Here is a 25,601-nt window from a genome sequence, read left to right as displayed (position 1 = left end):
GACCGGCGCGAGGCGCCGGGCCTTCGCAGCCATCCTACTGACGGCCGGTCGCGACCCGTGCCGGTTCCGCCCCCTGGACGGTGCCCCGCCGGACCACTACCTCGCCGGAGGCTCCGGGAGCGGCTTGCCGCCCGGCGCGACGTCGGCCGCGGGGCCGGCGTCGTTGCCGGCGGCCAGCCGTGCCTTCGCGGTGGCGGCGTACACGTCCACGTACTCCTGGCCGGAGAGCTGGAGGATGGCGTACATGATCTCGTCGGTCACGGCCCGGAGGACGAACCGGTCCTCCTCCATGCCCTTGTAGCGGGAGAAGTCCAAGGGCTCCCCCACGATCGCTCCGAGGGGCATGAACTTGGGGATGGTGCGGCCGATCGGCTGCGCCACGTCGGTCCCCACCATCGCGATCGGGATCACGGGGGCGCCGGACTCGAGCGCCAGCCGGGCCACCCCGGTCTTGCCGCGGTAGAGGCGGCCGTCCGGGCTGCGCGTCCCCTCCGGGTAGATGCCGAAGAGCCCGCCCTCGCGCAGGACGCGCAGGCCGGTCTCGAGCGCGGCCTCGCTGGCCTTGCCGCCGGTGCGGTCCACCGGGATGGTGCCGACGCCGCGCATGAAGCCCGCCACGATGCGGCCCTTGATGCCCGTGCCCGTGAAGTAGTCGGACTTGCCGAGGAACTTCACCTGCCGGTCGAGGAGGAGCGGAAGGATGAACGAGTCGATCACCGCGAGGTGGTTGCCGGCCAGGATCGCCGCCCCGGACGAGGGCACGTTCTCACCGCCCTTGACCCACGGGCGGTACGCCAGCCGGAGCAGCGGCCCCACCAGCACGTGCTTCATCACCCAGAAGAACAACTTTCCTCCTCCGACCCCCGCGCGGAGCCACGATCCGACTCTAGAGTGTGCGCATGGCCGCATCGAACACGGACGACCGCGACGACGACCAGTCCCAGGACGGCTCCGGAGAGCTGCCCGACCACGACGTGGAAGCCCGCTGGGCCGACATCGTGGCGACCCTCGGCGACATCGACCACCCCGGCGACGCCGACGGCGAGCGTCCCGCCACCGCCGGCACCGAGCCTGGCAGCACATCCGACCGCGCGCCCGGCGACGTCCCGGGCGAACCCGCTACGACGGACGACTCCGTGCCGCCCGCCCGGATCGTACGGCCTGCCGGCCCGCGCGACTGGCCCGCGTCCGACGAGGTGGAGGCGCTCGAGGAGCAGGAGTCCCACTTCATCCCGCCCGAGCCGCCGCCGCTCCTGTCCAAGGACCCGCTGCTCACCATGGCGTGGTCCTTCGTGGTGGGCGTGCCGGTGCTGTCGCTCGCGGCGGTCCTCGTCACGTCAGCCTTTCCCGCGGTGCACGTCCCGGCCCTCGCCGGGCAGATCGGCATCGGCCTGTTCGTGGCGGGTCTCGGCGTCCTGTTCTGGCGTATGCCGCACCACCGGGACGGCGACGACGGCCCGGGGGCCGTCGTCTGAGACCGGAGCGCAGCGCAGGGTGAGGGCCGAGGAACGAGGCACTCGCCCGGAGCGGAGTGCAGGTCTCGGACGACAAAAAGCGTCGTCTGAGACCGGAGCGCAGCGCAGGGTGAGGGCCGAGGAACGAGGCACTCGCCCGGAGCGGAGTGCAGGTCTCGGACGACAGAGAGCGTCGTCCGAGACCCGCCACAGGCTCAGCGCCGGGCCAGGTCCGCCGCGCCGATGATGCCGGCCTCGTTGCCGTGGTGCGCCAGCTCGATGGCCGCGACCGGACGGTGGCCCAGGGCCGAGAGCTGCGCCTCGTAGCCGCGACGGACCGGGCCGAGCAGCAGCTCGCCGGCCGCGCCGACACCGCCGCCGATGACCACGAGCTCGAAGTCGAGCAGCGCGGCGACCGAGGCCGCACCCTCGCCGATCCAGCGGCCGAGGGTGGCGAGCAGCTCGACGGAGAGCTCGTCGCCGTCCTGCGCCGCCTGCGTCACCTGCGGGCCGGTGATCTTCTCCGGGTCTCCCCCGGCGCCCTCGAGCAGCCGCGCGGCACGGTCGGGCGAGGCGATGGCCGCGTGCTGCGCGTCGCGGACCAGGGCGCTCCCCGAGGCGTACTGCTCCCAGCAGCCTTCGTGGCCGCAACCGCAGTAGTGGCCCTCGGGGACCACGCGCATGTGGCCCACCTCGGCGGCCATGCCCCACTTGCCGCGCACGAGCTCGCCGCCCACGATGATGGCCCCGCCGAGGCCGGTGCCGACCGTGAGCATGAGCATGTCGGTGGCCTCGCGCCCGGCGCCGAACCGGAACTCGGCCCAGCCGGCGGCGTTGGCGTCGTTCTCCACGCAGATCGGGACGTCCACGCTCACGAGCTCGGCCACCTTCGCGGCGAGCGGGTACTCACGCCAGGCGATGTTGGGCGCGAACTGCACGGAGGAGCGGTCAGGACTGATGAACCCGGCGGCGGCGAGGCCGATGGCGCCGACCTCGTGCTCCTTGGCGAGCTCGTCCACGGCGTCGGCGATGGCGCGGTCGATCTGGGCCACGTCGTCGGCGTCGGTCTCCCGGCGCACCTGCGCCAGGATCTGCCCCTCCTCGTCCACCACGCCGACCGCGATCTTGGTGCCGCCGATGTCGACTCCGATGGCGTGCATGCGTCCTCACGTTCTCTCGCTGCAGGGCGGCCGGGCCCAGGGGGCGGCCGTAGGGTGTTGGCGCCCGTGGGCGCAAGCCCCAGCCTAACGACCACCGCGACCGCCGGGGCCCTGACACCCGTCCAGTGGACAGCCCTGCCGGGTCAAGTGTGGGGGTGCTCACACCGGAAGGACGTTTACCGGTATCTTTGCAGCCACGGTCAGTACTGCCACTGGAGTCAGACACATGGACGAGATCCTCAGCCCTCAGCTCATCGAGCTGCCCCCGACGTCGAACCTGAACGACGTGCTCGCGACGCGGGTCTCCGCCGGCGCCCACCTGCCGTTCGCCGAGATTCCTGGCGCGACACCGGACGCTCCCTGGACGGTGGTGACCGCGGGCGAGTTCGACGCGCAGGTGGTCGCGGTGGCCAAGGGCCTCGTGGCGCGCGGGATCCAGCCGGGCGACGCCGTCGGCATCATGTGCCGCACCCGGTACGAGTGGACCCTCCTCGACTTCGCCACCTGGGCTGCCGGCGCGTTGCCGGTCCCCATCTACGAGACCTCCAGCGCCGAGCAGGTGCAGTGGATCGTCACGGACTCCGCGGTCAAGCTGCTCGTCACGGAGAGCCCCGAGCACGCGGCGACGGTCGCGGAGGTGCGCGACCAGACCCCGAGCCTCGAGGACGTGCTCGTCATCGACGACGGCGCGATCGAGACGCTCACGGCCGCAGGCGCGGACGTCCCGGACGAGGAGATCGCCCGCCGCCGCGCGCTCGCGGACCTCGACGACCTCGCGACGATCATCTACACCTCGGGTACCACCGGCCGCCCCAAGGGCGCCGAGCTCACGCACGGCAACTTTGCGTCGCTCACCGTCAACGCGGTCGAGGTGGTCCCCGACGTGTTCACCGAGGGCGGCCGGACGCTGCTCTTCATCCCCCTGGCGCACGTCTTCGCCCGGTTCGTCGAGGTGCTGGCAGTCGCCGGTGGTGTGGTCCTGGGCCACACGCCCGACACCAAGCAGCTCCTGCCCGACCTGGCCGCGTTCAAGCCCACGTTCATCCTCGCCGTGCCGCGCGTCTTCGAGAAGGTCTACAACTCGGCGGAGCAGTCGGCCGCCGCGGGCGGCAAGGTCAAGATCTTCCACTGGGCCGCCGCGACGGCGATCGCGTGGTCTCGCGCCCGTGACACCGACAAGGGCCCGGGTCTCTGGCTCAACGTCCAGCACAAGGTCGCCGACGTCCTCGTCTACTCGAAGCTCAAGGCCAAGCTCGGCGGCGCGGCGCGGCACGCGGTGTCCGGCGGCGGCCCGCTGGGCGAGCGCCTCGGCCACTTCTACCGCGGCCTGGGCCTCACGATCCTCGAGGGCTACGGCCTGACGGAGTCGACCGCCCCCACGTCGGTCAACCGCCCCGACGCCATCCGGATCGGCTCGGTGGGGCTCCAGCTCCCGGGCTGCGGCGTGCGGATCGCCGAGGACGGCGAGATCCTCCTCAAGGGCATCCACATCTTCCGCGGCTACCACAACAACCCCGAGGCCACGGCCGAGGCGTTCACCGAGGACGGCTGGTTCCGCACGGGCGACCTGGGCGTCCTGGACGCCGACGGCTTCCTCACCATCACCGGCCGCAAGAAGGAGATCATCGTCACCGCGGGCGGCAAGAACGTGGCGCCGTCGGTCCTCGAGGACCGGATCCGCGCCCACGCCCTGGTCAGCCAGTGCGTCGTGGTGGGCGACAACAAGCCGTACATCGCGGCGCTCCTCACTCTGGACGAGGAGGGCCTGCCCGGCTGGCTGAACATGCACGGCAAGCCGGCCATGTCGGTCGACGAGGCGCGCAAGGACCCGGACGTGCTCGCCGCCCTCGACCAGGCCGTCATCCGCGCCAACAAGGCCGTCTCCAAGGCGGAGTCGATCCGCAAGTTCACGGTGCTGGAGCAGGACCTCACCATCGAGAACGGCTACCTCACGCCCAAGCAGAGCGTGCGCCGCGCGGTCTTCACCGCCGACTACGCCGCCGAGATCGAGCGCCTGTACGCGGACAACAACAAGGACTCGCTCCACCTCGTCTGACCCGCCCAGGGTTCCCGGCCGAGGGGGGGGGCCGCGTCCGGTCGGGAAGGCGGCCACAGCCGTCGTCGGGCACCGCCGAGAGAGGCGCACGCCTATCTCAGCGAGGAGATCACGGGACGATGAGGCCCGCCGTCTGGGTCTTCGCGCGCTGGAGGCGCGCCTCGGCGTCCGCCCAGTTCACGACGCTCCACCAGGCCGTGACGTAGTCGGCACGGACGTTCTGGTAGTCCAGGTAGTAGGCGTGCTCCCAGCAGTCGAGCAGCACGATCGGCACCAGGCCGAGCGGGATGTTCCCCTGCTGGTCGTAGAGCTGCACGATGATCAGCTTCTGGCCGATCGAGTCCCAGGCGAGGATGGCCCAGCCCGACCCCTGGACGCCCGCGGCGACAGCCGCGAAGTGCGCCTTGAACTTGTCGAACGAGCCGAAGTGCTCGTCGATGGCTGCACCGATCTCACCGGTCGGCTCACCGCCACCCTCGGGCGACAGGTTGGTCCAGAACGCCGAGTGGTTGATGTGTCCGCCGAGGTTGAACGCGAGGTTCTTCTCGTGCAGGTTCACGGCGGCGAGGTCGCCCTTGTCGCGGGCCTCCTCGAGCTTCTCCAGTGCCGTGTTGGCGCCGGCGACGTAGGCAGCGTGGTGCTTGGAGTGGTGCAGCTCCATGATCCTGCCCGAGATGTGGGGCTCGAGCGCTCCGTAGTCGTAGGACAGGTCAGGGAGCGAGTAGACAGCCATGCTGAGTTACCTCCTGGATCGGGCCGCTCGCCGTACGGCGGGCGGCGGGGCGCCCCGGACTCCTCCCGGGGACGAGAACGACCCGCCCCTCCGCCCGCCGCGCAGGCGAGGGGTTGGAGGGACGGGTCGTCACGTGGTGGCGCAGGATGCTCAGTGCTCCTGCGCGGTCCCGGCTCCGACGCCGGCCTCGAGGGCCGGGTGCTCGGCCGAGCCGAGCGCGTCGTGCTCGCCGTGGGAGTGCGCCGCGGCGAGCTCGGCAGGGGTCACCGGCTCCACGCGGTCCTCGAAGAAGAACCGCGAGACCCGCTGCCACCGGCGGTCGGCCGCGTAACCCTTGCGCTTGACGCCACGGGCATCGGTCTTCGGCTCGATCCGCAGGGGCTCCGGTGCGTCGTAGTTGACGCGCAGCCAACGCTCCTGCTCGTCGAGCGGACGGTGGACCTCGATGTACTCGCCGTTGGCGAAGCGCACGATGCGCCCGGTCTCGTGCCCGTGCAGCACCAGCTCACGGTCCTTGCGCTGGAGACCGAGGCAGACGCGCTTGGTCACCCAGAACGCGAAGGCCGGGCCCACGAACAGCAGGATCCGGAAGACCCAGGTGATCGTGTTGATCGACAGGTCGAAGTGCGTCGCGATGAGGTCGTTCGAGCCAGCCAGGGCCAGGATGATGAACGCCGACAGGAACGTCACGCCGAGGGCGGTACGGGTCGGCACGTTCCGCGGGCGGTCGAGCACGTGGTGCTCGCGGTGGTCACCCGTGACCTTGGCCTCGACGAACGGGTACGCGAACAGGAACGTGAACAGGATGCCCGGGATCACCACGGCCGGGACCAGGACGTTCAGCGACAGCGTGTACCCGAAGATCTCCCACTCCGTGCCTTGACCTGGCATCAGTCGTAGCGAGCCCTCGAGGAACAGCATGTACCAGTCCGGCTGGGCGCCCGCGGACACCGGCGACGGGTCGTAGGGGCCGTAGTTCCAGACGTTGTTGATCGCCATGGTGGCACCCATGAGCGCGAGCACACCGAAGACGATGAAGAAGTTGCCGGTCATCTTGGTGATGTACACCGGGAACAGCGGGTAGCCGACGACGTTCTTGTCGGTGCGGCCACCGCCCGGGTACTGGGTGTGCTTGTTCAGCACCATGAGGAACAGGTGCAGCGCGATCAGGGCGAGCAGCAGGCCCGGGACCAGCAGGATGTGGATGGTGAAGAGCCGCGGGATGATGTGCTCGCCCGGGAACTCACCGCCGAACACCATGTACGACATGTACGAGCCGACCACCGGGATCGACTTGATGACGCCGTCCGTGATGCGCAGGCCGTTGCCCGAGAGCACGTCGTCGGGCAGGGAGTAGCCGGAGAAGCCCGCGGCCAGACCCAGGATCAGCATGACCAGGCCGACGAGCCAGTTGAGCTCGCGGGGCTTGCGGAACGCGCCCGTGAAGAAGACGCGCATCATGTGCACCACGATCGCGGCCATGAAGATGAGCGCCGACCAGTGGTGGATCTGGCGCATCAGCAGACCGCCGCGCACCTCGAACGACATGTCCAGCGTGGAGGCGAAAGCGACCGACATGAGCTGCCCGTGCATGTTCTCCGGGTGCTCGCCGTGGTACTCGACGAGCGCCATCGACGGCTGGAAGAACATCGTCAGGAAGAAGCCGGAGATCAGCAGCACGACGAACGAGAACAGCGCGATCTCGCCGAGCATGAACGACCAGTGGTCGGGGAAGATCTTGCGGGCGAACTCCTTGACCGCGACACCGATGCTGGTGCGCTGGTCGAGGTAGTCGGCCGCCTTGCCGGCGGCCGTGGTGGGCTGCGCCGGGACCTCGGTGTGCTTGGTGGAGGCGGTGGTGCTCACTTCAGACGCTCCCAGTAGCTCGGGCCGACGGGCTCGGCGAAGCCGTCCTGCGCGACCAGGTAGCCCTCGTCGTCGACCGTGATGGGCAGCTGCGGCAGGGGCCGGTTGGCCGGGCCGAACACGACCTTCGCGCTGTCGGCCACGTCGAACGTCGACTGGTGGCACGGGCACAGCAGGTGGTGCGTCTGCTGCTCGTACAGGGCCACGGGGCAACCCACGTGCGTGCAGATCTTCGAGAAGGCCACGATACCGTCGTACGACCAGCCCTCGCCCTGCTCGGACTTGATGTCCCTCGGGTCGAGGCGGACCAGGAGGACCACGGCCTTCGACTTCTCCGTGATCCACTCGTGCGACTCGCGGTACTCCGGGGTCACGTCGGGGATGACGTGGAAGACGGAACCGACGGTGACGTCGGCCGCCTTGATGGGCCGGCCCGACGGGTCGACCGCCAGGCGCATGCCCTTCTCCCACAGGGTGTGCTTGAACTTCGAGATCTTCCAGTCGCCACCCACGCTGCCGATCAGCGGCACCGCGATCGTCAGCGGGAAGAGAGCCAGGGCCGAGACCACGGCCCCCTTGAGCAGGCCACGACGGCCGATGCCGGAGTCGGCGGCGCCGGCCTTGAGGTCGGCCACCGCCCCCGCGCGCGTCTCGTCGTCGGACCGCATGGGGTGGCGCTCCTGGACCAGCTCGTGGTCGCCCATGAGCGTCTTGGCCCAGTGGATGCCGGCGATGCCGATGCCCAGGAGCGAGACCGTCAGGCCGAGGCCCAGGAGGAGGGTGTACGTGCGGACGCCGGCCGTGCTGCCGTCCAGCGGCAGCGCCACGTAGGCGACCAGCGTGCCGATGGTGCCCAGGATCGACAGGACGAACAGCAGGGTCACCGCGCGCTCGGCGCGCCTGCGGGCCGCGGGGTCCGTGTCGGTCAGCCGGGGGCGGTGCGCCGGGACGCCCGGGTCGTCGAACCGCTCCGCGTGGACCAGCTCGCCGTGGCCCTCGGCGTGAGCCGTCACCTCGGTCGAGGCGTCGGCGGGGGTGTTCTGGTTCTCGCTCACGAGGACTTCGCTCCGATCCACACTGCCGCACCGATCAGCAGGCCCAGGCCGACGACCCAGCCCCACAGGCCCTCGCTGACCGGACCGAGGCCACCGAGGGCGTTGCCGCCCGCGGAACCCTGGCGCTGGTCCACGAGGAACGCGATGATGTCCTGCTTCTCGTCCGGCGTGATGTTGGCGTCGTTGAACACCGGCATCGACTGCGGGCCGGTGAGCATCGCCTGGTAGATGTTGCGCGGCGTGGTCTCCCACAGCGCCGGGGCGAACTTGCCCTCGGACAGGGCACCACCGGCACCCACAGCGTTGTGGCACATGGCGCAGTTGGTACGGAAGAGGGCCATGCCGTTGGCGATGTCGCCCTCGGCCGGGTCGACCTGCGCGTCGGTGGGGATGGCCGGGCCGGCGCCCAGCGACGAGATGTATGCGGCGAGGGCTGCGGTCTGCTCCTCGTCCATCTGCGGCGGCTTGGCCTCGGCCTGCGGGCCGTTCATCTGCATGGGCATGCGACCGGTGGAGACCTGGAAGTCCACGGCAGCGGCACCCACACCGATGAGGGACGGCACGCCGTCCCTGCCCTCGGCGTTGGGGCCGTGGCAGGTGGCGCAGTTGGCCTGGAAGAGCTTCTTCCCGGTCTCGATGTCCGCGGTGCTGGCGGTCTCGGCAGATGCCGTGCTCGGAGCCAGGGCGGCATACACACCGCCCGTGACCAGCAGCGCCAGCAGCAGAAGCACGACCGGCGCCAGCCGGTGGTGCCTGCGGGCGGCGAGTGCCTTCACGAAATGATCCTCGTCTCGCTGTGGGGGGTTCTGAGATCTATCAAACCGGTCTGCGCGCGGGTGCACACGCCGGGGCGGTCGCGTACGTCAGCGCAGCAGGTAGATGACTGCGAACAGCGCGATCCAGACGACGTCGACGAAGTGCCAGTAGTACGACACGACGATGCCGGTGGTGGCCTCGTGGTGACCGAACTTCCGCGCGGCGAAGGAGCGGCCGAGCAGGAAGAGGAAGGCGATGAGGCCGCCGACCACGTGGAGGCCGTGGAAGCCGGTCGTCAGGTAGAAGACCGAGCCGTACGGGCTCGAGGAGATCGAGAGGCCGTGGTGCACCAGCTCGGCGTACTCGTAGACCTGGCCGCCGATGAAGAAGGCGCCCATCACGAACGTCACCGTCATCCACTCGTTCATGCCCCAGCGCCAGAACTGGGCGATGCTGCCCGTCCGCGCGGCCTGGAAGCGCTCGGCGGCGAACACGCCCGCCTGGCAGGTGAACGAGGAGAGCACCAGGACGATGGTGTTCATCAGGGAGAAGCCGATGTTGAGCTTGTCCGCCTGGGCCGCCCACTCCTCTGCCGGCATGACCTGCCGCACGGTGAAGTACATCGCGAAGAGCGCGGCGAAGAACATGAGCTCGCTCGCGAGCCAGACGATCGTCCCCACCTGGACCGGGTTGGGACGATTGACGCTCACGTGCTGGTGGGTGTGGGTGGCAGCAGCCGTTGCGGTCGACACGACAGCCATTATGGCCGACGTTCGACCTGTTCGGGCCACCGGGGCGCCCGCTCACGGGCGTCGAATCTCACAAAGCCTCCAGAACTCCCCACCAGGGCCGTCACTTGATGACGGAGCATGGAAGAGTGCCATGAAAAGGACGTGGGACACACCTGCCCTCCGCGGCGCCCGTGTGCCACGATTCGACTCGGACGTATCGCCACGAGGGGACGAGCCATGACTACCGAAGTGACGGGCAAGGACACGACAGCGAGGTCGGAGGTGGCGCAGAGCGCGCCGCACATCCTGCTCTACAGCGACGACCACGGGGTGCGTGAGCAGGTGCGCCTCGCCGTCGGACCGAGGATCGGCGCCGGGACGCCGGAGATCGTGTGGCACGAGGTCGCCACGCCGGCCGCCGTGGTGGCCGAGGCCGACCGGGGCGGCTGGGACCTGCTGGTCCTCGACGGCGAGGCCGACAAGGCCGGCGGCATGGGGCTGTGCCGCCAGCTGAAGAACGAGGTCTACGACTGCCCGCCCGTGCTGGTGCTGACCGGCCGGCCCCAGGACGCCTGGCTGGCGTCCTGGTCCCTGGCCGACGGCGTCGTGGCGCGGCCGCTCGACCCGTTCGAGCTCCAGGCCACCGTCGCACGCCTGCTCGGCCGCTGAGCAACCCCGACCGACCGAGAGAACCGAGGGACACCGCGTGACCACCCCCACCGCCCCGACCTGGCCCGGGCTGCTGAGCGACCTGATCGCCGGCACCGACCTGACCGCAGAGCAGGCGGCCTGGGCCATGGACGAGGTGATGTCCGGCGAGGTGTCGCCGGTCCGCCTCGCGGGCTTCCTCACGGCGCTGCGCGCCAAGGGCGAGACCGTGGAGGAGCTCTCGGGGCTCGTCGAGGCGATGCTCACGCACGCCACCCGGATCGAGGTACCCGGCCGTATCGTCGACATCGTGGGCACCGGCGGCGACCGGGCGCACACGGTGAACATCTCGACCATGGGCGCGGTCGTGATCGCCGGTACCGGCCTGCGGGTGGTCAAGCACGGCAACCGGGCGGCGTCGTCGTCGTCCGGCTCGGCCGACGTGCTCGAGCAGCTCGGCATCCGGCTGGACCACTCGCCCGAGCGGGTCGCGCAGATCGCGGACGAGGCGGGCATCACGTTCTGCTTCGCCGCGGTGTTCCACCCGTCCATGCGGCACGCGGGCGTGGCGCGCAAGGAGCTGGGGGTCTCGACGGTCTTCAACTTCCTGGGCCCGCTCACCAACCCGGCCCAGCCCGGCGCCACGGCCGTGGGCTGCTCCGACGCGCGGATGGCCCCGCTCATGGCGGGCGTGTTCGCCGCCCGCGGCACCAACGCGCTCCTGTTCCGCGGCGACGAAGGCCTCGACGAGCTCGCGGCCACGGCGGGCGCGACCGTGTGGGAGGTGCGCGACGGAGTCGTCACCGAGCACCGCCTGGACCCGGTCGCCGACCTCGGCCTGCCGCGCATCACCGTGGAGGATCTCCGCGGGGCCGATGCCGCCTACAACGCCGGCGTGGCTCGCGACGTGCTCGCCGGCAAGGAGGGCGCGGTACGCGACACGGTGCTGCTCAACGCCGCAGCGGCGCTCGTCGCCGACGCGAGCCTCGAGGGCACCGCGGACGGCTCGCTGGCTGACCGGCTCCACGCCGGCATGCGGCACGCCGCCCGGAGCATCGACGAGGGCGCCGCGCAGGCGGTCCTCGGTCGCTGGGCGGAGGCCTCCGCCCGCTGACCGGGGCTCGCCTCGGTTATCACCGATAACACCTGAACGATACCGGCCGTTGCATGTCGTCGGTAACGCGCGTACGTTATCAGTGATAACCCACTGGCGAGAGGTCTCCCATGTTCCGTCGGACACGCACCACGTCGGCCGCTCTCGCGGCGACGGCCGTAGCGCTCGTGGTCGCGGGATGCGCCGGACCCCCGTCCGGCCCGGCCACCGGTCCCGAGGGGGGTGGCGCCACCGCGACCGCCGCTCCGGGTGCGGCGCCGGCGCACACGGCGGCCCCGGGCACGCTGACCGAGCTCACCACCGGACTGGAGGCCCCGTGGGGCCTCACCTTCCTGCCCGACGGATCGGCGCTGGTCTCCGAGCGGCTGTCGGCCCGGGTGCTGCGCGTCGGGCCCGACGGCGGCGCACCAGAGCTCGTCGGGGTCGTGCCGGACGTCGAGACCAGCTCCGAGGGTGGCCTGCTCGGTCTCGCCGTCTCACCGGACTTCGCGACCGACCGCACGGTGTTCGCCTACGCCTCAGGCTCCCCCACCAACCGGGTGCTGGCCCTGGAGATCGGCGACGACTTCGGCTCGCTCGAGGTCGACCGCGTGCTGCTCGACGGCATCGAGACCGCCGACCGGCACCACGGCGGGCGCCTCCGGGTCGGGCCGGACGGGCATCTCTGGATCGGCACCGGGGACGCGTTCCTCCCCGAGAACGCCGCCGACGACACGTCCCTCAACGGCAAGATCCTGCGGATCGCCCTCGACGGGACGATCCCGGACGACAACCCGTCCGGTACGGCCGTCTACTCGTCCGGCCACCGCAACGTCCAGGGCATCACGTTCGGCCCGGACGGGACCGCCTACGCCTCCGAGCTCGGTCACCGCACCTGGGACGAGGTCAACGTGCTGCGACCCGGCACGGACTACGGCTGGCCGGAGACGGAGGGCACCGCGGGCATCACCGGCGAGCCACCGATCGCCACCCTCCGTCCCGACGACGCCTCGCCGTCGGGGATCGCCTACGCCGCCGGATCCCTCTGGATCGGCGCGCTGGGCGGACAGCGCCTGTGGCAGCTCCCCGTGGACGGGGCGGCCGCGACCAGCGACCCCGTCGCGCACCTCGTCGGGGAGCACGGCCGCCTCCGCACGGTCGAGGTGGCCCCCGACGGCGCGCTCTGGCTCGTCACGTCCAACACGGACGGGGCGACGTGGGGCGGCACCGCGCCACGGCCTGGTGACGACAGGATCCTGCGGCTCGCGCTCGACGCCGACGGGTGAGCGGGTCAGTCGTCCAGACCGAGCGCGAACGCCTGCTCGAGGTCCTTGCGCGAGTACGTCCGGAACGCGATGAGCGTCTCCGTCTGCTGCACGCCGGGGACCTTGTTCACGGAGTCGGACACCACGGAGGCGAGCTCCTCGTGCTCGTGCACCCGCACGATCGCCACGAGGTCCACCTTGCCGGTCACGGAGAACACCTCGCTCACACCGGCGATGTTCGCGACCTCCTGCGCAACCTCGGGGATGCGGGACGTCTCGGCCTCGATGAGCACGATCGCGGTCAGCATGCCGCCATCGTAGCCACGGCCGAGGCCTCCGCGAGCCGGTCCCGCACGTCGGCCGACGCCCACGCCAGGTCGGCGTGCGCTGCGGCGCCCCGCACCGGGCACGCCCACTCGCCGGAGACGTGCACCAGCCGCACCCCCGGCGACTCCAGCCACGCCAGGAGCAGGTCCGCCTCCTCCGGGTGGCTCGCCGGGGCCGGTGCCACCGGCGGCTCGACCACCTCCGCCGTGCTCCGCAGCGCCTCGACGAGCGGCCAGGGGTCCTCGCCCGGCCGGGAGACCCCGGTCGCTGCCAGACGACCGTGCCGCACCACCACCACCTCCCACCCGTAGCGGGCCCAGCCACCCGCGGGGACCTCGCCGGCCGCGACCCAGGACCCGTCCGGCCGGGCGGCCACGAGCTCCGGGCAGCGGGCGAGCGGCGCCAGGCGCTGCGCGCGGTGCGCACCGGCGACGAAGGCGCGCAACCGGCGGGTCACCTCCCCCGCCTCCTCGAAGCGCTCCTCTCCGGCCAGCCGGGCGATCCGGTCGGACAGGGCGCGCACCACCGCCGACGGGTCGCCCACGAGCGCCTGGCGGGCGGCCACGGCGACCTCCGCATAGCCCGCGTCCGGCTCCCCCACCGCCGTGCAGGGCGCCGAGCACCGGCCCATCCCGGCGAGCGCGCACGGGCTGCCCGCCACCCGGGCCACCAGCGGGAGCCGCGGGGTGCACTGCCGGATCGGCAGCGCGTCGTGCAGAGCGTCGACGGCCTCCTGGGCAGCCCGCCGCGAGGAGAAGGGGCCGATGTGCGGAGCGTCGTCCCGCACGTCGCGCACGACCGACAGACGCGGGTACGCCTCGTCGGTGAGCCGGACCCAGGTCGCGCGCTCCGGGAACTTCGACCGCCGGTTGTAGCGCGGCGCGTGCTCGGTGATGAGCCGCAGCTCACGCACCTGGGCCTCCAGGGGCGTGGCGCACACCACGGGCGTCACGGCGTGGGCCACGCGCACCATCTCGGTGATGCGCCGGCGCTTCTCGGCGGCGGTGAAGTACGAGCGCACCCGCTTGCGGATGTTCGTCGACGTGCCCACGTACAGCACCTCCTCCCCCGGCCCTCGGAACAGGTACACGCCCGGGGCCTGCGGCAGGTCGTCCGCGAGGTGCCGCTTGCGGCGCACGTCCGCCGGGACGGGGTCGGTCGCCGTCGCGAGGTCCTCGAGGTGGGTCACCCCCAGCGGAGCGAACCGCTCGAACAGCGCGTGCAGCACGTCTACCGTGGCCCGCGCGTCGGCCAGCGCGCGGTGCTCGGGCGACACGGTGGCCCGGAACAGCGTGGCGAGGGTCGAGAGCTTGTGGTTGGGAGCCTCGTCGCGCGTCACGACCCGGCGGGCGAGCGTCACGGTGTCGACCACGCCGAACCCGGGCCAGGGGTAGCCGAGCCGGTCGCAGGCCGCGCGGAGGAACCCGACGTCGAACGGGGCGTTGTGCGCCACGAGCACCGACCCGTGCGCGAACTCCAGGAAGCTGGGCAGCACCAGCTCGATCCCCGGGGCGGTGGCCACCATCGCCGTGGTGATGCCCGTCAGCCGCGCGACGAAGGCGGGGACCGGCTGGCCCGGGTTCACGAGGGACTGGAACTCGCCGAGCACCTCGCCGCCGCGCACCTTCACGGCACCGATCTCCGTGATGCCGCCCTCTTTCGAACTGGTACCCGTGGTCTCGAGGTCGACCACCACGAACGTGACGTCCCGGAGCGGCGTACCGAGCTCGTCGAAGCTCGCCTGGTAGGGGACGTCCGCCGCGGTGGTGCTCATAGCCGGGAACGGTAACCTGCGCCACCGACACTCCCGGCCACCGTGCCCGGAGACGGCGACGGCCGGCCCTCCCGAAGGAGGACCGGCCGTCACCAGGTGCGGGGGCGCTCAGTGCGAGTGCTGGCCCCGCGAGAACTCGAAGACCCAGCCGACGAGGGCGAGGACGCCCAGCGCCGCGCCGATGTACAGCACCCACCAGCCCACGGCCAGGCCGAGGAACGCGATGGCCGCGGCACCAGCGATGGCCAGCGGCCACCAGCTCCACGGCGCGAACACGCCCTGGTCACCGGCGCCCTCGGAGATGTCCGCGTCGGGGTCGTCCTCCGGGCGGGCGTCGATCCGGCGTGCGGTCATGCCGAGGTACGCACCGACCATCGCCACCAGCGCGGCGACGAGGAGGATGCCGAGCGTTCCGACGGGCTCGAAGACCCCGTCCTCCTGCCAGGTCATCCAGCCGTAGACGGCGGACGCGAGGACGAAGAACGGCGCGCCCCAGAGGAACAGCCTGGTCTCGATCTTCACTTGCTGGTCCCCTCTTCCGGCTCGTCGACGATGATCGTGGAGCTCTGGTCGGCGGCGTCACGGCCGGTCGCCGCACGCTCGACGGCCACCTCCTTCTGCCCGCGGCGGTCCGCCTCGCCGTAGACCTTGTCCAGGCCCTTCTTGTGCAGGTCCGGGTGCTCCATGGCGACCACCTCGGGGTGGTGCAGGTCGAAGGCCGGCGACTCGGAGCGGATCCGCGGGAGCGACGTGAAGTTGTGCCGCGGCGGCGGGCAGGACGTGGCCCACTCGAGCGAGCGGCCGTAGCCCCACGGGTCGTCGACGGTGACCTTCGGCGCGTTGCGTGCGGTCGTGTACACGTTCCACAGGAACGGCAGCGTCGACGCCGCGAGGATGAACGCGCCCACCGTGGACACCTGGTTCTCCCAGGTGAAGCCCTCCTGCGGCATGTAGTCCGCGTACCGGCGGGGCATGCCCTCGACACCCAGCCAGTGCTGGATCAGGAAGGTGGTGTGGAAGCCGATGAACAGCATCCAGAAGTGCAGCTTGCCGAGGCGCTCCGAGAGCATCTTCCCCGTGAACTTGGGCCACCAGAAGTAGAAGCCCGCGAACATCGCGAACACCACGGTGCCGAAGACGACGTAGTGGAAGTGCGCCACCACGAAGTACGAGTCGGACAGGTGGAAGTCCAGGGCCGGGCTCGACAGGATGATGCCCGTCAGACCACCGAAGAGGAACGTGACGAGGAAGCCGATCGACCAGAGCATGGGCGTCTCGAAGGTGAGCTTCCCTCGCCACATGGTGCCGATCCAGTTGAAGAACTTCACGCCGGTCGGGACCGCGATGAGCATGGTCATGAACGCGAAGAACGGCAGCAGCACCGCGCCCGTCACGTACATGTGGTGCGCCCACACGGTCACGGACAGCGCCGCGATGGCGATGGTCGCGTAGACCAGGCCCGTGTAGCCGAAGATCGGCTTGCGGGAGAAGACCGGCAGGATCTCGGACACGATGCCGAAGAACGGCAGCGCGATGATGTAGACCTCGGGGTGGCCGAAGAACCAGAACAGGTGCTGCCAGAGGATGGCACCGCCGTTCTCCGGGTTGAAGACCTGCGCGCCGAGGCGGCGGTCGGCACCCAGCGCGAACAGCGCGGCGGCCAGCGGCGGGAAGGCCATCAGCACCAGGAGGCTCGTGACGAGCGTGTTCCAGGTGAAGATCGGCATGCGGAACATCGTCATGCCCGGCGCACGCATCGTGATGATCGTGGTGATGAAGTTGACCGAGCCGAGGATGGTGCCGAAGCCGGCCAGCGCGAGGCCGAAGACCCAGAGGTCACCACCGAGCCCTGGACTGAACGTGGTGCTCGACAGCGGCGCGTACGCGAACCAGCCGAACGACGCGGCACCCTGCGGGGTGAAGAAGCCGGCGCAGGCGATGAGGCCGCCGAACAGGTACAGCCAGTAGGCGAACATGTTCAGACGCGGGAACGCCACGTCGGGGGCGCCGATCTGCAGCGGCATGATCACGTTCGCGAAACCCGCGAACAGCGGGGTCGCGAACAGCAGGAGCATGATCGTGCCGTGCATGGTGAAGAGCTGGTTGTACTGCTCCTTGCTCTGCACCAGCTGGATGCCGGGCTCGAAAAGCTCGGCCCGGATCACCAGCGCCATCAGCCCGCCGATGGCGAAGAAGATGAACGACGAGATCAGGTACAGGTACCCGATCGTCTTGTGGTCGGTCGAGGTGACCCACTTGATGATGGTGCGGCCGAGGGACTGGCGCTCGGGCCGCAGGCCAGGGATCAGCTCTACGGTTGTCGCTGCGGCCATCAGTGCCCAGCCTCCTCGTCGTCGGTTCCGTCGTTGACGTCGCGGCTGCCGCCCTCGTCGCCGGAGCTGCTCTGGCGACGGTCGAGGCCCGAGTTCTCCTCGCCCTCGCCCGACTCCAGGGCGCCGGTCTGGCCCTTGTCCCGCAGCGTCTCCATGTGGGCGTCGTACTCCTCCTGGGAGACCACCTTCACGTTGAAGAGCATGCCGGAGTGGAACTCGCCGCAGAGCTCGGCGCACTTGCCGGCGTACGTGCCCTCACGGGTCGGCGTGACCACGAACTCGTTGGTGCGGTCCGGGATCATGTCCTGCTTGTACAGGAACGCCGGGATCCAGAACGAGTGGATGACGTCGCGCGAGTCCAGGGTGAAGTGGACCGACTGGTTCACCGGCAGGTACAGCGTGGGGAACGACGTGGACGTGCCCGCAGCACCGTCGAGCTGGTCCTCGGCGGTGATGCTGCCCGGGTCCCCCTCGTGCGTGCCGAAGTCGTAGACGTCGTCGCTCAGGTAGTTGAAGTCCCAGCTCCACTGCTTGCCGACCACCTGGATCTGCAGGTCCGCCTCGTCGGCGTTCTCCGCGTCCTGGACGGCGCTCATGACGGTGTCCGTGTGGATGAACAGCACGAACACCATGACGAGCGGCACGAAGGTGTACATCAGCTCGAGCGGCAGGTGGTACCGGGTCTGCACGGGGAGACGGTGGTCGTCACGGCGCTTGCGGTATGCGGCGACGCACCAGAGGATCAGGCCCCACGTGAGGACGCCCACGGCGAGCGCGGCGACCCATGAGCCCACCCAGAGGTCGGTCATGCTCGCCGTATGGTTCGTCACCTCCCCGTCGGTGTAACCGGGGAGGTACCCGCGCTGGACGGTGTCGCTGGCGCAGCCGGAGACCGTCACGGCGAGAGCGACGGCAACAGCCGACGCACGCAGGAGGGCCCGCCGGGTGCGGGTCGGTGGCTTCGAGTGCAAGGGAGGCCTTTCACGTCTCGTCCTGTCGCGCCCCCGCCCGCCATGTCTCGCAAGACACACACGGGAACCACGCAGAACCTTCGTCCTCGATACACCGCAGCCTAGCGCGCCCACCGCGCCCGCGACGCCGTTCCAGCCCGCCCGGGACGTGACGATCCTGGCATGGGGCCCCGGGCATCCATGCTGTTCAGGACACGCGCGGCAGAGGTGTCAGAACGATAGCGCCCGACGGGTGCGACGATCGTAGGCAGGACGCCGGTCGGGCGGCCCAGCCGCCCACCCGGGCGGAACTGCGGCCCGGCCGGCCCGCACCCGGAAGGACTCGTGTGACACATCCCACGCCCGCTCCCGCGCGGGTCCACCTCGACAACGGTGGCCGCGCCCCGTGGCACCCGCTGGCCAGGCAGGCCTTCCTCCAGGCGCTCGACGACGGCTGGGCCGACCCCCGCCGCCTGCACGCCGAGGGCCGGCGCGCGGCCCGGCTGCTCGACGGCGCACGCGAGGCGGTCGCTGCCGTCCTGGGCGCCCGCACCGACGAGGTCCACCTCACGCCGAGCCACACCGCGGCGCTCCACGCCGGTGTCGCCGCCGTGTCCGCCGGACGTCGCAGGGCCGGCTCGGGCGTGGTCGTCAGCGCCGTCGAGCGGGCCGCGGTGCTGCACGCCGCCGGGCTCGCGGCCGGGGACACGGGGCGCGTCGTCGTACCCGTGGACCGCCTGGGGCGGGCCGACGCCGCGGCGATGGCCGAGGCGGTGGCCGCTCCCGGCGTCGCGCTCGCCGCGCTGCAGCACGCGAACGGCGAGGTCGGGACGGTCCAGCCCGTCGAGGAGGTGCACGCCGCCGCACGGGCGGCGGGAGTCCCCCTCCTGGTCGACGCGGGGGCCAGCCTGGGCCACGTGGCGGTCCCCGCGACCTGGGACGTCCTCGCCGCCGACCCCGCCGACTGGGGCGGCCCCGCCGGCGTCGGCCTGCTCGCCGTGCGGCAGCGGGTCCGCGCGGTGCCTGTCGGCCCCGAGGACCCCGACCCGTGGGCGCCCGGCGGCGTGAGCGTCCCGGCGGCGTTCGCGGCGGCGGTGGCGCTCGAGGCGGCGGAGGCCGACCGCGTGGCGCAGGACTCCCGGCGCCGGGCGCTCGTCGACCGCGTCCGCACGGCGGTGGCGACGATCCCCGACGTCGAGGTGGTCGGCGACCCCGAGGGCCGCCTCCCCCACGTGGTCACCTTCTCGTTCCTCTACGTGGACGGCGAGGCGCTCGTGACCGAGCTGGACCGCGCGGGCTTCGCCGTCGGCTCGGGATCCGCCTGCACGGCCAGCACCCTCGAGCCCTCGCACGTGCTGGCCGCCATGGGCGCGCTCACGCACGGCAACGTGCGGGTCGCGCTCGACCGGACCACCACCGACGACGACGTCGAGCGCTTCCTCGCCGTGCTCCCCGGCGCCGTCGCGCGCGTGCGCGACCTCCTGGGGGTGCAGGGCCTGTGACCGGCGACCATCTCGTGGACGCCCGCGGCCTGCGCTGCCCGCTGCCGGTGATCCGGCTCGCGGCGCGGGCCAAGGAGCTGCCCGCCGGGACGCTGGTGTCGGTGGTGTCGACCGACCCCGCCGCCAAGCACGACGTCCCGGCCTGGGCCCGGATGCGCGGCCACGAGCTGGTCGCCACCGAGGAGCTCGGCGAGGAGCCCGCGGCGTGGCGCCTCACGGTCCGCCTGCACTGACCCTGCCCCGCCCCCGATCGCTGTGGGTATGGCTGTGGCGTGAACTCGGTGCCGAGCTCACGCCACAGTCATACCCACAACCGGCAGGACGATCAGGAGAACGAGCCGCCGCAGGCGCAGGCGCTGCCCGCGTTCGGGTTGTCGATCGTGAAGCCCTGCTTCTCGATGGTGTCCGCGAAGTCGATGGTGGCGCCCTCGAGGTACGGGACGCTCATCTTGTCGACGACGACCTCGACACCGTCGTAGTCGCGCACCGCGTCACCCTCGAGCATGCGCTCGTCGAAGTAGAGCTGGTAGATCAGGCCGGAGCAGCCACCGGGCTGCACCGCGACACGCAGGCGGAGGTCGTCGCGACCCTCCTGCTCGAGCAGGTTGCGGATCTTGTCCGCCGCGACGTCCGTGAGGTTCACGGCGTGGGTCGCGACGTCGGAGGTGGTGTCTGTCATGGGTCGTCTCTCCTGATCTGGCGCGGTGCTGGGCACCGCCCCTGGACGGTCGTCTCGCAGACCGTGACAACACGTCGGTCCCGCGGTCTGTTCCCGATCCTACGCTCGCCCGCGGCGGGCGTCCGTGACCGCTGTCACGTCCACACCGGCGCCCAGGTCCGCGCCACGCGGACGAGCCGGTCCCCAGGGTCGTCACCGACCTCGTGCACGCCGCTCAGGCCGGCCGTGGACCACTCCCGGCGGCTCGCCTCGCTGCGCCCCGCGAGCACGACGACGGGCACGGCGCTCGCCGAGGCGGCCAGGGCCGCCTCAGCGACCGGCCCCCGGTGCAGCGACTCCCCGTCCAGCACGGGCACGTGGACCATCACCAGGTCGGCGCCCGCGGCGCGCTCCGCGAGCGCGGCGGCCTCCTCCCGCCCGAGGGAGGACGGGGTGAGCCCCGGACCGGAGGGCCGCCCCGCCGTGGGTGGCCCCACCGGCAGGGCGGCCCCGGCGACGAGCACCCCCGTGCTGCCCGACGACGCCGCGGCCGGGCCGGGCGCGGCGGTCGCCTCCGGAAGGCTCACCTCGTGCGCCTCGACGGTCGTGTGCGGCGCGGCGCGCGACCAGGCGTCAGCGAGGGCGAGGGCGGCGGACCGGCGTCCGGACAGGAGGAGGACGTGCACGTGCCGACCCTAGCGACCTGTGGAGGGCCCCGGCTGCCCCCGGCGGCGGTGTGTCACCATGGTGATCGTGAGCACGCTCCTGGCCAACTTCTCCGAGCCGTCCGCCTCTCCCCTGCTGCTGCTCGGGCAAGGCCGTGACCTGGACTCCGAGCGCGGCGTCGAGTGCACGGGCGCCCTGCCCGCGGCCAGCGACCCGGACCTCGTCGAGCGCGCCCGCGCGGCGCGCGCCGCACTGGGGGACCGCGCCTTCGTGCTGGGCCACCACTACCAGCGTGACGAGGTGATCGACTTCGCCGACGTCACGGGCGACTCGTTCAAGCTCGCGCGCGAGGCCGCGGCCCGCCCGGAGGCGGAGTACATCATCTTCTGCGGCGTGCACTTCATGGCGGAGAGCGCCGACATCCTCACGTCGGACGACCAGCAGGTGGTGCTGCCCGACCTCGCGGCGGGCTGCTCCATGGCCGACATGGCGGCGATCCACCAGGTCGACGAAGCCTGGGCCGTGCTCGAGGACCACGGCATCGCGGGCGACACGATCCCCGTCACGTACATGAACTCTTCCGCCGCCATCAAGGCGTTCACCGGCCGCCACGGCGGGACCGTGTGCACCTCCTCCAACGCCGAGGTGGCGCTGCGCTGGGCGTTCGACCAGGTGGGTGGCGTCGACGGCACGGGCAAGGTGCTCTTCCTCCCGGACCAGCACCTCGGCCGCAACACCGCGGTGCTCAAGCTGGGCCTCTCGCTGGACGACTGCGTGGTGTTCGACCCGCGCAAGCCGAACGGCGGCCTCACCGACCAGCAGCTCCGTGACGCGCGCATGATCCTGTGGCGCGGCCACTGCTCGGTGCACGGCCGCTTCTCGGCGCAGAACGTCACCGACATCCGCGCGGCGGTGCCGGGCGTGAACGTGCTGGTGCACCCGGAGTGCAAGAACGAGGTGGTCACGGCCGCCGACTTCGTGGGCTCCACGGAGTACATCATCAAGATGCTCGACGCCGCCGAGCCGGGCTCGTCCTGGGCCATCGGCACCGAGCTCAACCTGGTGCGGCGCGTGGCCGCCGCGCACCCGGACAAGAACGTGCACTACCTGGACTCGACGGTGTGCTTCTGCTCCACCATGAACCGCATCGACCTGCCGCACCTGGTGTGGACGATGGAGTCGCTGGTGGCGGGGCGCGTCGTCAATCGGATCGTCGTGGACGCCGACGACGCGCACTGGGCGCGCGTGGCCCTCGACCAGATGCTCGCCCTGCCGGGTATCTGACCGGACCGCGAGGGGGCGGCATGAGCATCCACGACGGGCTGCGGATCGGGATCTTCGTCTTCGACGAGGCGGAGGAGCTCGACGTGGTGGGACCGTTCGAGGTGTTCGCCACCTGGGCCGAGCACTCCGACCTCAAACCACAGGTCAGCACCTTCTCGTGGGACGGGTCCGGGGTGCGGCTCGCCAAGGGTCTGCGGATCGTCCCGGCGCACTCGGCCGACGACGTGGGCCCGCTGCACGTGCTCGTGTACCCGGGCGGTCCCGGGACCCGGCCGCTGCTCGCCGAGCCACGGCACCTGGAGTGGCTGCGCGCGGTGCAGCACCAGACCCCGGTGATCGCGAGCGTGTGCACGGGAGCGCTCGTCCTGGCGGCCGCCGGGCTGCTCGCCGGCCGTCCGGCCACCACCCATCGCGACCACTTCGACGAGCTCTCGGAGATCGACCCGAGCGCGCTCGTGGACACCGAGGCGCGCTTCGTGGACGACGGCGACGTGGTCACCTCCGGCGGCGTGGCCGCCGGCCTGGACATGGCCCTGCACCTGATCGAGCGCCTCGAGACGCCGGAGGCCGCGCAGGCCGTGCGGCACGCGCTCCACTACGAAAGTACCTGATACCGGACGTGCGCGGTATATCCTGCGCTCCATGACCCGCATGCTGCACCTGACCTGGGCGTCCCTCGTGCCGCGCCGGCGGATCCCCGGCCAGGGAATCCTCGACCCGTCCGTCACCCGGATGCGCGTGCTGCCGCTGGACCTCGACTACTACCTCCACGTGAACAACGGGTCCTACCTCCAGATGATGGATGTGGCACGCAGCAACATGCTCGCCGACCTCGGGGCGTTCCCCCTCGCACGCGAGAAGGGCTGGGGTCCCGTGGTGGCCGCCTCCACCGTCAAGTACCGGCGCTCGCTCCAGCTCTGGGAGCGCTTCGAGATCACGACCCGGGTGATCGGCTGGGACGCGCGCGTCTTCTACATGGAGCAGGTCTTCACCCGCCGCGGCGACCTCTGCGCCCGCGGGATCGTCGCCGGGCGGTTCCTCGACCGCGCGGGGAACCGCATCGCACCGCACGACGTGGTCGAGCTGTTCACCGGGGAGCCCGTCGAGAGCCCTGCGCTGCCCGACGACGTCGTCGCCTGGGCCCGTGCCTTCGACGTGGCACCGCGCGAGCCCTCCACGCGATAGCGCGCGGAGGGCTCGCGAGGGTCAGAGGCCCTCGGCCACCTTCGTCAGCAGCAGCGCCTCGGCGAGCACGACCTTGCGCAGCTCGCCCAGGTGCACCGACTCGTTCGCCCCGTGGGCCCGCGAGTCCGGGTCCTCGACGCCCGTCACGAGGATCGCGGCGCCGGGGAACACCTCCAGCAGGTCGGCGATGAACGGGATGGACCCGCCCACCCCGACGTCGACGGGGTCGGTGCCCCACGCCGTCGCGAACGCCCAGCGTGCCGCCTGCATGGCCGCGGTGTCCCCGGCGGCGAGGAACGGCTTGCCGGTCTCCTTCGTGGTCCACGTGACGCGCGCGCCGAACGGCGCGTGCTTCGCCAGGTGCGCCCCGAGCGCCTCCGCGGCGGCGTCCGGGTCCTGGCCCGGCGCCAGGCGGAGCGACAGCTTCGCCCGGGCGCTCGGGGCGATCGTGTTCGACGCGCGCGCGGTCGGCGTCGCGTCGATGCCGATGACCGACAGCGCCGGCTTGGACCACAGGCGACCCGCGATCGAGCCGGTCCCCACGAGCTGCACCCCGTCGAGCAGCGACGAGTCGGCCCGGAACGACGCCTCGTCGTAGTCCACCTCGGGCTCCGCGGCCGTCACGAGCCCTTCGACGGCGACGTCGCCCGCCTCGTCGTGGAGGGTGGCCACGAGCCGCGCCAGCACGGTGAGGGCGTCGAGCACCGGACCACCGAACATGCCGGAGTGCACCGCATGACCGAGCACCTCGACGTCGAGATACCCGTCCACGAGGCCACGCAGCGACGTCGTGAGGGCCGGGACGCCGACCTTCCAGTTCGTCGAGTCCGCCACGACGATGACGTCGGCAGCGAGAAGGTCGCGGTACTGCTCCAGGAACGCGCGGAACGACGGCGAGCCGTCCTCCTCCTCGCCCTCGACGAACACCGTGACGCCCACCGCGAGGTCCTCACCGAGGGCGCGCAGGGCGCCGAGGTGCGCGGCGATGCCGGCCTTGTCGTCGGCCGCGCCGCGCCCGTACAGACGCTCCCCCACGAGCGTCGGCTCGAAGGGCGGGGTCTCCCACGCGGCGTCGTCGCCCGGCGGCTGCACGTCGTGGTGCGCGTAGAGCAGGACCGTCGGCGCGCCCTCGGGAGCGGGGCGGCGGGCCACCACGGCGGGGGCGCCGAGGACGCCGTCGGGCCGCGGCGCCTGGAGGATCTGCACGTCGGGGAGGCCTGCGGCGCGCAGCAGGTCGGCCACCGCCTGGGCGCTCGCCGCGACGTGCACCTGGTCGAAGGCCGCTGCGGAGACGCCGGGGATGCGCACGAGCGCCTCGAGATCGGACTGGAGCGCTGGGAAGAGCTGGGTGACGCGCTCCCGGAGCGCGTCCACCTGGGTTTCGTTGGTCACCGGCCCACGCTACCTCCGACCCTGGCGGGCCGACGGCGCGCGTCGGACTAGAATCGTCGGGTGTTCTCCCGCAGCAAGTCGGACTCCCCCGCCAGCCCCACCACGCCTGGCGAGCCCCTGGGCCGCGTGACGGCGCCCGCCGAGGCGACCGAGTCGTCGTCGGGCAAGGGACGGCCCACGCCCAAGCGCAAGCAGGCACAGGCGGCGAACAAGCGACCGCTCGTGCCGGCCGACCGCAAAGCCGCGGCCAAGGCCCAGCGCGAGCAGCGTCGCGCCGACCGCGAGCGCTCGTACCAGGCCATGCAGACCGGTGACGAGCGGTACCTGCCCCTCAAGGACAAGGGGCCGCAGCGCCGCTACGTGCGCGACTTCGTGGACGCCCGGTGGAACCTCGGCGAGTTCTTCCTGCCTATCGCGTTCGTGTTCCTGTTCGCGACGTTCTTCACGCAGTCACGGCCGGAGATCGGGCTCCTGGTCCTCATCGGCCTCTACGGGTTCCTCTTCCTCACGCTGATCGACGCCGCGCTGCTGTGGCGCTCGCTCAAGAAGCGGCTGATCGCGAAGTTCGGGCCGGAGATCCCGCGCGGCACCATGATGTACGCGATCACCCGGGCCTACCAGATGCGCCGGTCGCGGCTGCCGCGGGCCATGAGCAAGAAGCACGGCGAGTACCCGGTCTGAGCACCACCCCATCGCTGTGGGTATGGCTGTGG

Annotated in this window: 26 protein-coding genes; 11 read left to right on the top strand and 15 right to left on the bottom strand. The window is 71.6% G+C overall.

What is annotated here, in order from left to right:
* Positions 1-96 precede the first annotated feature (96 nt).
* Positions 97-846, bottom strand: coding sequence for a lysophospholipid acyltransferase family protein (locus AC060K_RS20385; protein WP_483767183.1), 750 nt, complete (start codon positions 844-846; stop codon positions 97-99).
* A 53-nt stretch (positions 847-899) separates the two neighbouring features.
* Here AC060K_RS20385 and AC060K_RS20380 point away from each other — a divergent pair, with 53 nt between their 5' ends.
* Complete coding sequence (locus tag AC060K_RS20380) at positions 900-1,475, top strand: hypothetical protein (RefSeq protein WP_483767182.1); 576 nt, start codon at positions 900-902, stop codon at positions 1,473-1,475.
* Between the two features lie 194 nt (positions 1,476-1,669).
* Here the strand turns inward: AC060K_RS20380 and AC060K_RS20375 are convergent, their stop codons facing one another.
* Positions 1,670-2,614 (bottom strand): ROK family glucokinase, encoded by a 945-nt coding sequence (locus AC060K_RS20375; protein ID WP_483767181.1) that lies wholly within the window; start codon positions 2,612-2,614, stop codon positions 1,670-1,672.
* Positions 2,615-2,840: 226 nt separating this feature from the next.
* Between AC060K_RS20375 and AC060K_RS20370 the strand changes: the two genes are divergently transcribed.
* Positions 2,841-4,670 carry an AMP-dependent synthetase/ligase gene (locus AC060K_RS20370; protein WP_483767180.1) on the top strand — a complete coding sequence of 610 codons (1,830 nt, stop codon included), beginning with the start codon at positions 2,841-2,843 and terminating at the stop codon, positions 4,668-4,670.
* A 109-nt stretch (positions 4,671-4,779) separates the two neighbouring features.
* Here AC060K_RS20370 and AC060K_RS20365 read toward each other — a convergent pair whose 3' ends face one another.
* The 5 genes from AC060K_RS20365 to ctaE all read right to left on the bottom strand — a co-directional run bounded on the left by AC060K_RS20365 (position 4,780) and on the right by ctaE (position 9,841).
* Complete coding sequence (locus AC060K_RS20365) at positions 4,780-5,403, bottom strand: superoxide dismutase (RefSeq protein ID WP_483767179.1); 624 nt, start codon at positions 5,401-5,403, stop codon at positions 4,780-4,782.
* A 150-nt stretch (positions 5,404-5,553) separates the two neighbouring features.
* Positions 5,554-7,269: a cytochrome bc1 complex cytochrome b subunit gene (gene qcrB, locus AC060K_RS20360; RefSeq protein ID WP_483767178.1), complete on the bottom strand. Its 1,716-nt coding sequence runs from the start codon at positions 7,267-7,269 to the stop codon at positions 5,554-5,556.
* Positions 7,266-8,324, bottom strand: a complete 1,059-nt coding sequence (gene qcrA, locus AC060K_RS20355; RefSeq protein WP_483767177.1) for a cytochrome bc1 complex Rieske iron-sulfur subunit — start codon at positions 8,322-8,324, stop codon at positions 7,266-7,268. Before qcrA ends, qcrB begins: the two co-directional genes overlap by 4 nt.
* Entirely contained in the window at positions 8,321-9,100 is a 780-nt protein-coding gene (qcrC, locus tag AC060K_RS20350; RefSeq protein ID WP_483767176.1) for a cytochrome bc1 complex diheme cytochrome c subunit, read from the bottom strand. The genes qcrA and qcrC overlap by 4 nt, the downstream gene beginning before the upstream one ends.
* A gap of 87 nt (positions 9,101-9,187) precedes the next feature.
* A complete protein-coding gene (gene ctaE, locus AC060K_RS20345) occupies positions 9,188-9,841 on the bottom strand; it encodes an aa3-type cytochrome oxidase subunit III (protein ID WP_483767175.1) in 654 nt (217 codons plus the stop codon).
* Between the two features lie 207 nt (positions 9,842-10,048).
* Between ctaE and AC060K_RS20340 the strand changes: the two genes are divergently transcribed.
* The 3 genes from AC060K_RS20340 (at position 10,049) to AC060K_RS20330 (ending at position 12,838) form a co-directional block, all read left to right on the top strand.
* Positions 10,049-10,480: a response regulator transcription factor gene (locus tag AC060K_RS20340; RefSeq protein WP_483767174.1), complete on the top strand. Its 432-nt coding sequence runs from the start codon at positions 10,049-10,051 to the stop codon at positions 10,478-10,480.
* Positions 10,481-10,517: 37 nt separating this feature from the next.
* Positions 10,518-11,573: an anthranilate phosphoribosyltransferase gene (gene trpD / locus AC060K_RS20335; RefSeq protein WP_483767173.1), complete on the top strand. Its 1,056-nt coding sequence runs from the start codon at positions 10,518-10,520 to the stop codon at positions 11,571-11,573.
* 110 nt (positions 11,574-11,683) lie between these two features.
* Positions 11,684-12,838: a PQQ-dependent sugar dehydrogenase gene (locus AC060K_RS20330; protein WP_483767172.1), complete on the top strand. Its 1,155-nt coding sequence runs from the start codon at positions 11,684-11,686 to the stop codon at positions 12,836-12,838.
* A 5-nt stretch (positions 12,839-12,843) separates the two neighbouring features.
* Here AC060K_RS20330 and AC060K_RS20325 read toward each other — a convergent pair whose 3' ends face one another.
* From AC060K_RS20325 to ctaC, 5 genes are all read right to left on the bottom strand, one after another.
* Entirely contained in the window at positions 12,844-13,125 is a 282-nt protein-coding gene (locus tag AC060K_RS20325; RefSeq protein ID WP_483767171.1) for an Lrp/AsnC family transcriptional regulator, read from the bottom strand.
* On the bottom strand, positions 13,119-14,918 hold the full coding sequence (locus tag AC060K_RS20320) for a DEDD exonuclease domain-containing protein (protein ID WP_483767170.1): 1,800 nt from the start codon (positions 14,916-14,918) through the stop codon (positions 13,119-13,121). Before AC060K_RS20320 ends, AC060K_RS20325 begins: the two co-directional genes overlap by 7 nt.
* Positions 14,919-15,026: 108 nt before the next feature.
* The gene (locus tag AC060K_RS20315; protein WP_483767169.1) at positions 15,027-15,440 is read right to left on the bottom strand and encodes a cytochrome c oxidase subunit 4; all 414 of its coding nucleotides are present in this window, start codon (positions 15,438-15,440) and stop codon (positions 15,027-15,029) included.
* Positions 15,437-17,251, bottom strand: a complete 1,815-nt coding sequence (gene ctaD / locus AC060K_RS20310) for an aa3-type cytochrome oxidase subunit I (RefSeq protein ID WP_483767168.1) — start codon at positions 17,249-17,251, stop codon at positions 15,437-15,439. The genes AC060K_RS20315 and ctaD overlap by 4 nt, the downstream gene beginning before the upstream one ends.
* On the bottom strand, positions 17,251-18,222 hold the full coding sequence (gene ctaC / locus AC060K_RS20305) for an aa3-type cytochrome oxidase subunit II (RefSeq protein ID WP_483767167.1): 972 nt from the start codon (positions 18,220-18,222) through the stop codon (positions 17,251-17,253). The genes ctaD and ctaC overlap by 1 nt, the downstream gene beginning before the upstream one ends.
* A 326-nt stretch (positions 18,223-18,548) precedes the next feature.
* Here ctaC and AC060K_RS20300 point away from each other — a divergent pair, with 326 nt between their 5' ends.
* Together AC060K_RS20300 and AC060K_RS20295 are read left to right on the top strand one after the other, a co-directional pair.
* Positions 18,549-19,703 (top strand): cysteine desulfurase family protein, encoded by a 1,155-nt coding sequence (locus AC060K_RS20300; protein ID WP_483767166.1) that lies wholly within the window; start codon positions 18,549-18,551, stop codon positions 19,701-19,703.
* A complete protein-coding gene (locus AC060K_RS20295) occupies positions 19,700-19,936 on the top strand; it encodes a sulfurtransferase TusA family protein (protein WP_483767165.1) in 237 nt (78 codons plus the stop codon). Before AC060K_RS20300 ends, AC060K_RS20295 begins: the two co-directional genes overlap by 4 nt.
* Positions 19,937-20,028: 92 nt before the next feature.
* Here AC060K_RS20295 and erpA read toward each other — a convergent pair whose 3' ends face one another.
* Positions 20,029-20,382 (bottom strand): iron-sulfur cluster insertion protein ErpA, encoded by a 354-nt coding sequence (gene erpA / locus AC060K_RS20290; protein ID WP_483767164.1) that lies wholly within the window; start codon positions 20,380-20,382, stop codon positions 20,029-20,031.
* 134 nt (positions 20,383-20,516) lie between these two features.
* On the bottom strand, positions 20,517-21,047 hold the full coding sequence (locus AC060K_RS20285) for a hypothetical protein (RefSeq protein ID WP_483767163.1): 531 nt from the start codon (positions 21,045-21,047) through the stop codon (positions 20,517-20,519).
* 58 nt (positions 21,048-21,105) lie between these two features.
* Between AC060K_RS20285 and nadA the strand changes: the two genes are divergently transcribed.
* The 3 genes from nadA to AC060K_RS20270 are packed head-to-tail and all read left to right on the top strand — an operon-like array spanning position 21,106 to position 23,496.
* Positions 21,106-22,311 (top strand): quinolinate synthase NadA, encoded by a 1,206-nt coding sequence (gene nadA, locus AC060K_RS20280; protein ID WP_483767162.1) that lies wholly within the window; start codon positions 21,106-21,108, stop codon positions 22,309-22,311.
* A 20-nt stretch (positions 22,312-22,331) separates the two neighbouring features.
* On the top strand, positions 22,332-22,922 hold the full coding sequence (locus AC060K_RS20275; protein WP_483767161.1) for a DJ-1/PfpI family protein: 591 nt from the start codon (positions 22,332-22,334) through the stop codon (positions 22,920-22,922).
* A gap of 31 nt (positions 22,923-22,953) precedes the next feature.
* A complete protein-coding gene (locus AC060K_RS20270; RefSeq protein ID WP_483767160.1) occupies positions 22,954-23,496 on the top strand; it encodes an acyl-CoA thioesterase in 543 nt (180 codons plus the stop codon).
* A 21-nt stretch (positions 23,497-23,517) separates the two neighbouring features.
* On the opposite strand, the gene AC060K_RS20265 is transcribed toward AC060K_RS20270, so the two are convergent.
* Entirely contained in the window at positions 23,518-24,888 is a 1,371-nt protein-coding gene (locus AC060K_RS20265; RefSeq protein WP_483767159.1) for a M20/M25/M40 family metallo-hydrolase, read from the bottom strand.
* A 60-nt stretch (positions 24,889-24,948) separates the two neighbouring features.
* On the opposite strand from AC060K_RS20265, the gene AC060K_RS20260 reads away from it, so the two are divergent.
* Complete coding sequence (locus AC060K_RS20260; RefSeq protein ID WP_483767158.1) at positions 24,949-25,569, top strand: DUF3043 domain-containing protein; 621 nt, start codon at positions 24,949-24,951, stop codon at positions 25,567-25,569.
* Positions 25,570-25,601 lie beyond the last annotated feature (32 nt).

It is taken from the genome of Antribacter sp. NEAU-D49, from assembly GCF_057158775.1.
The sequence above is the reverse complement of the archived record's forward strand: the minus strand, read 5'-3'. Positions and strand labels throughout refer to the sequence as shown.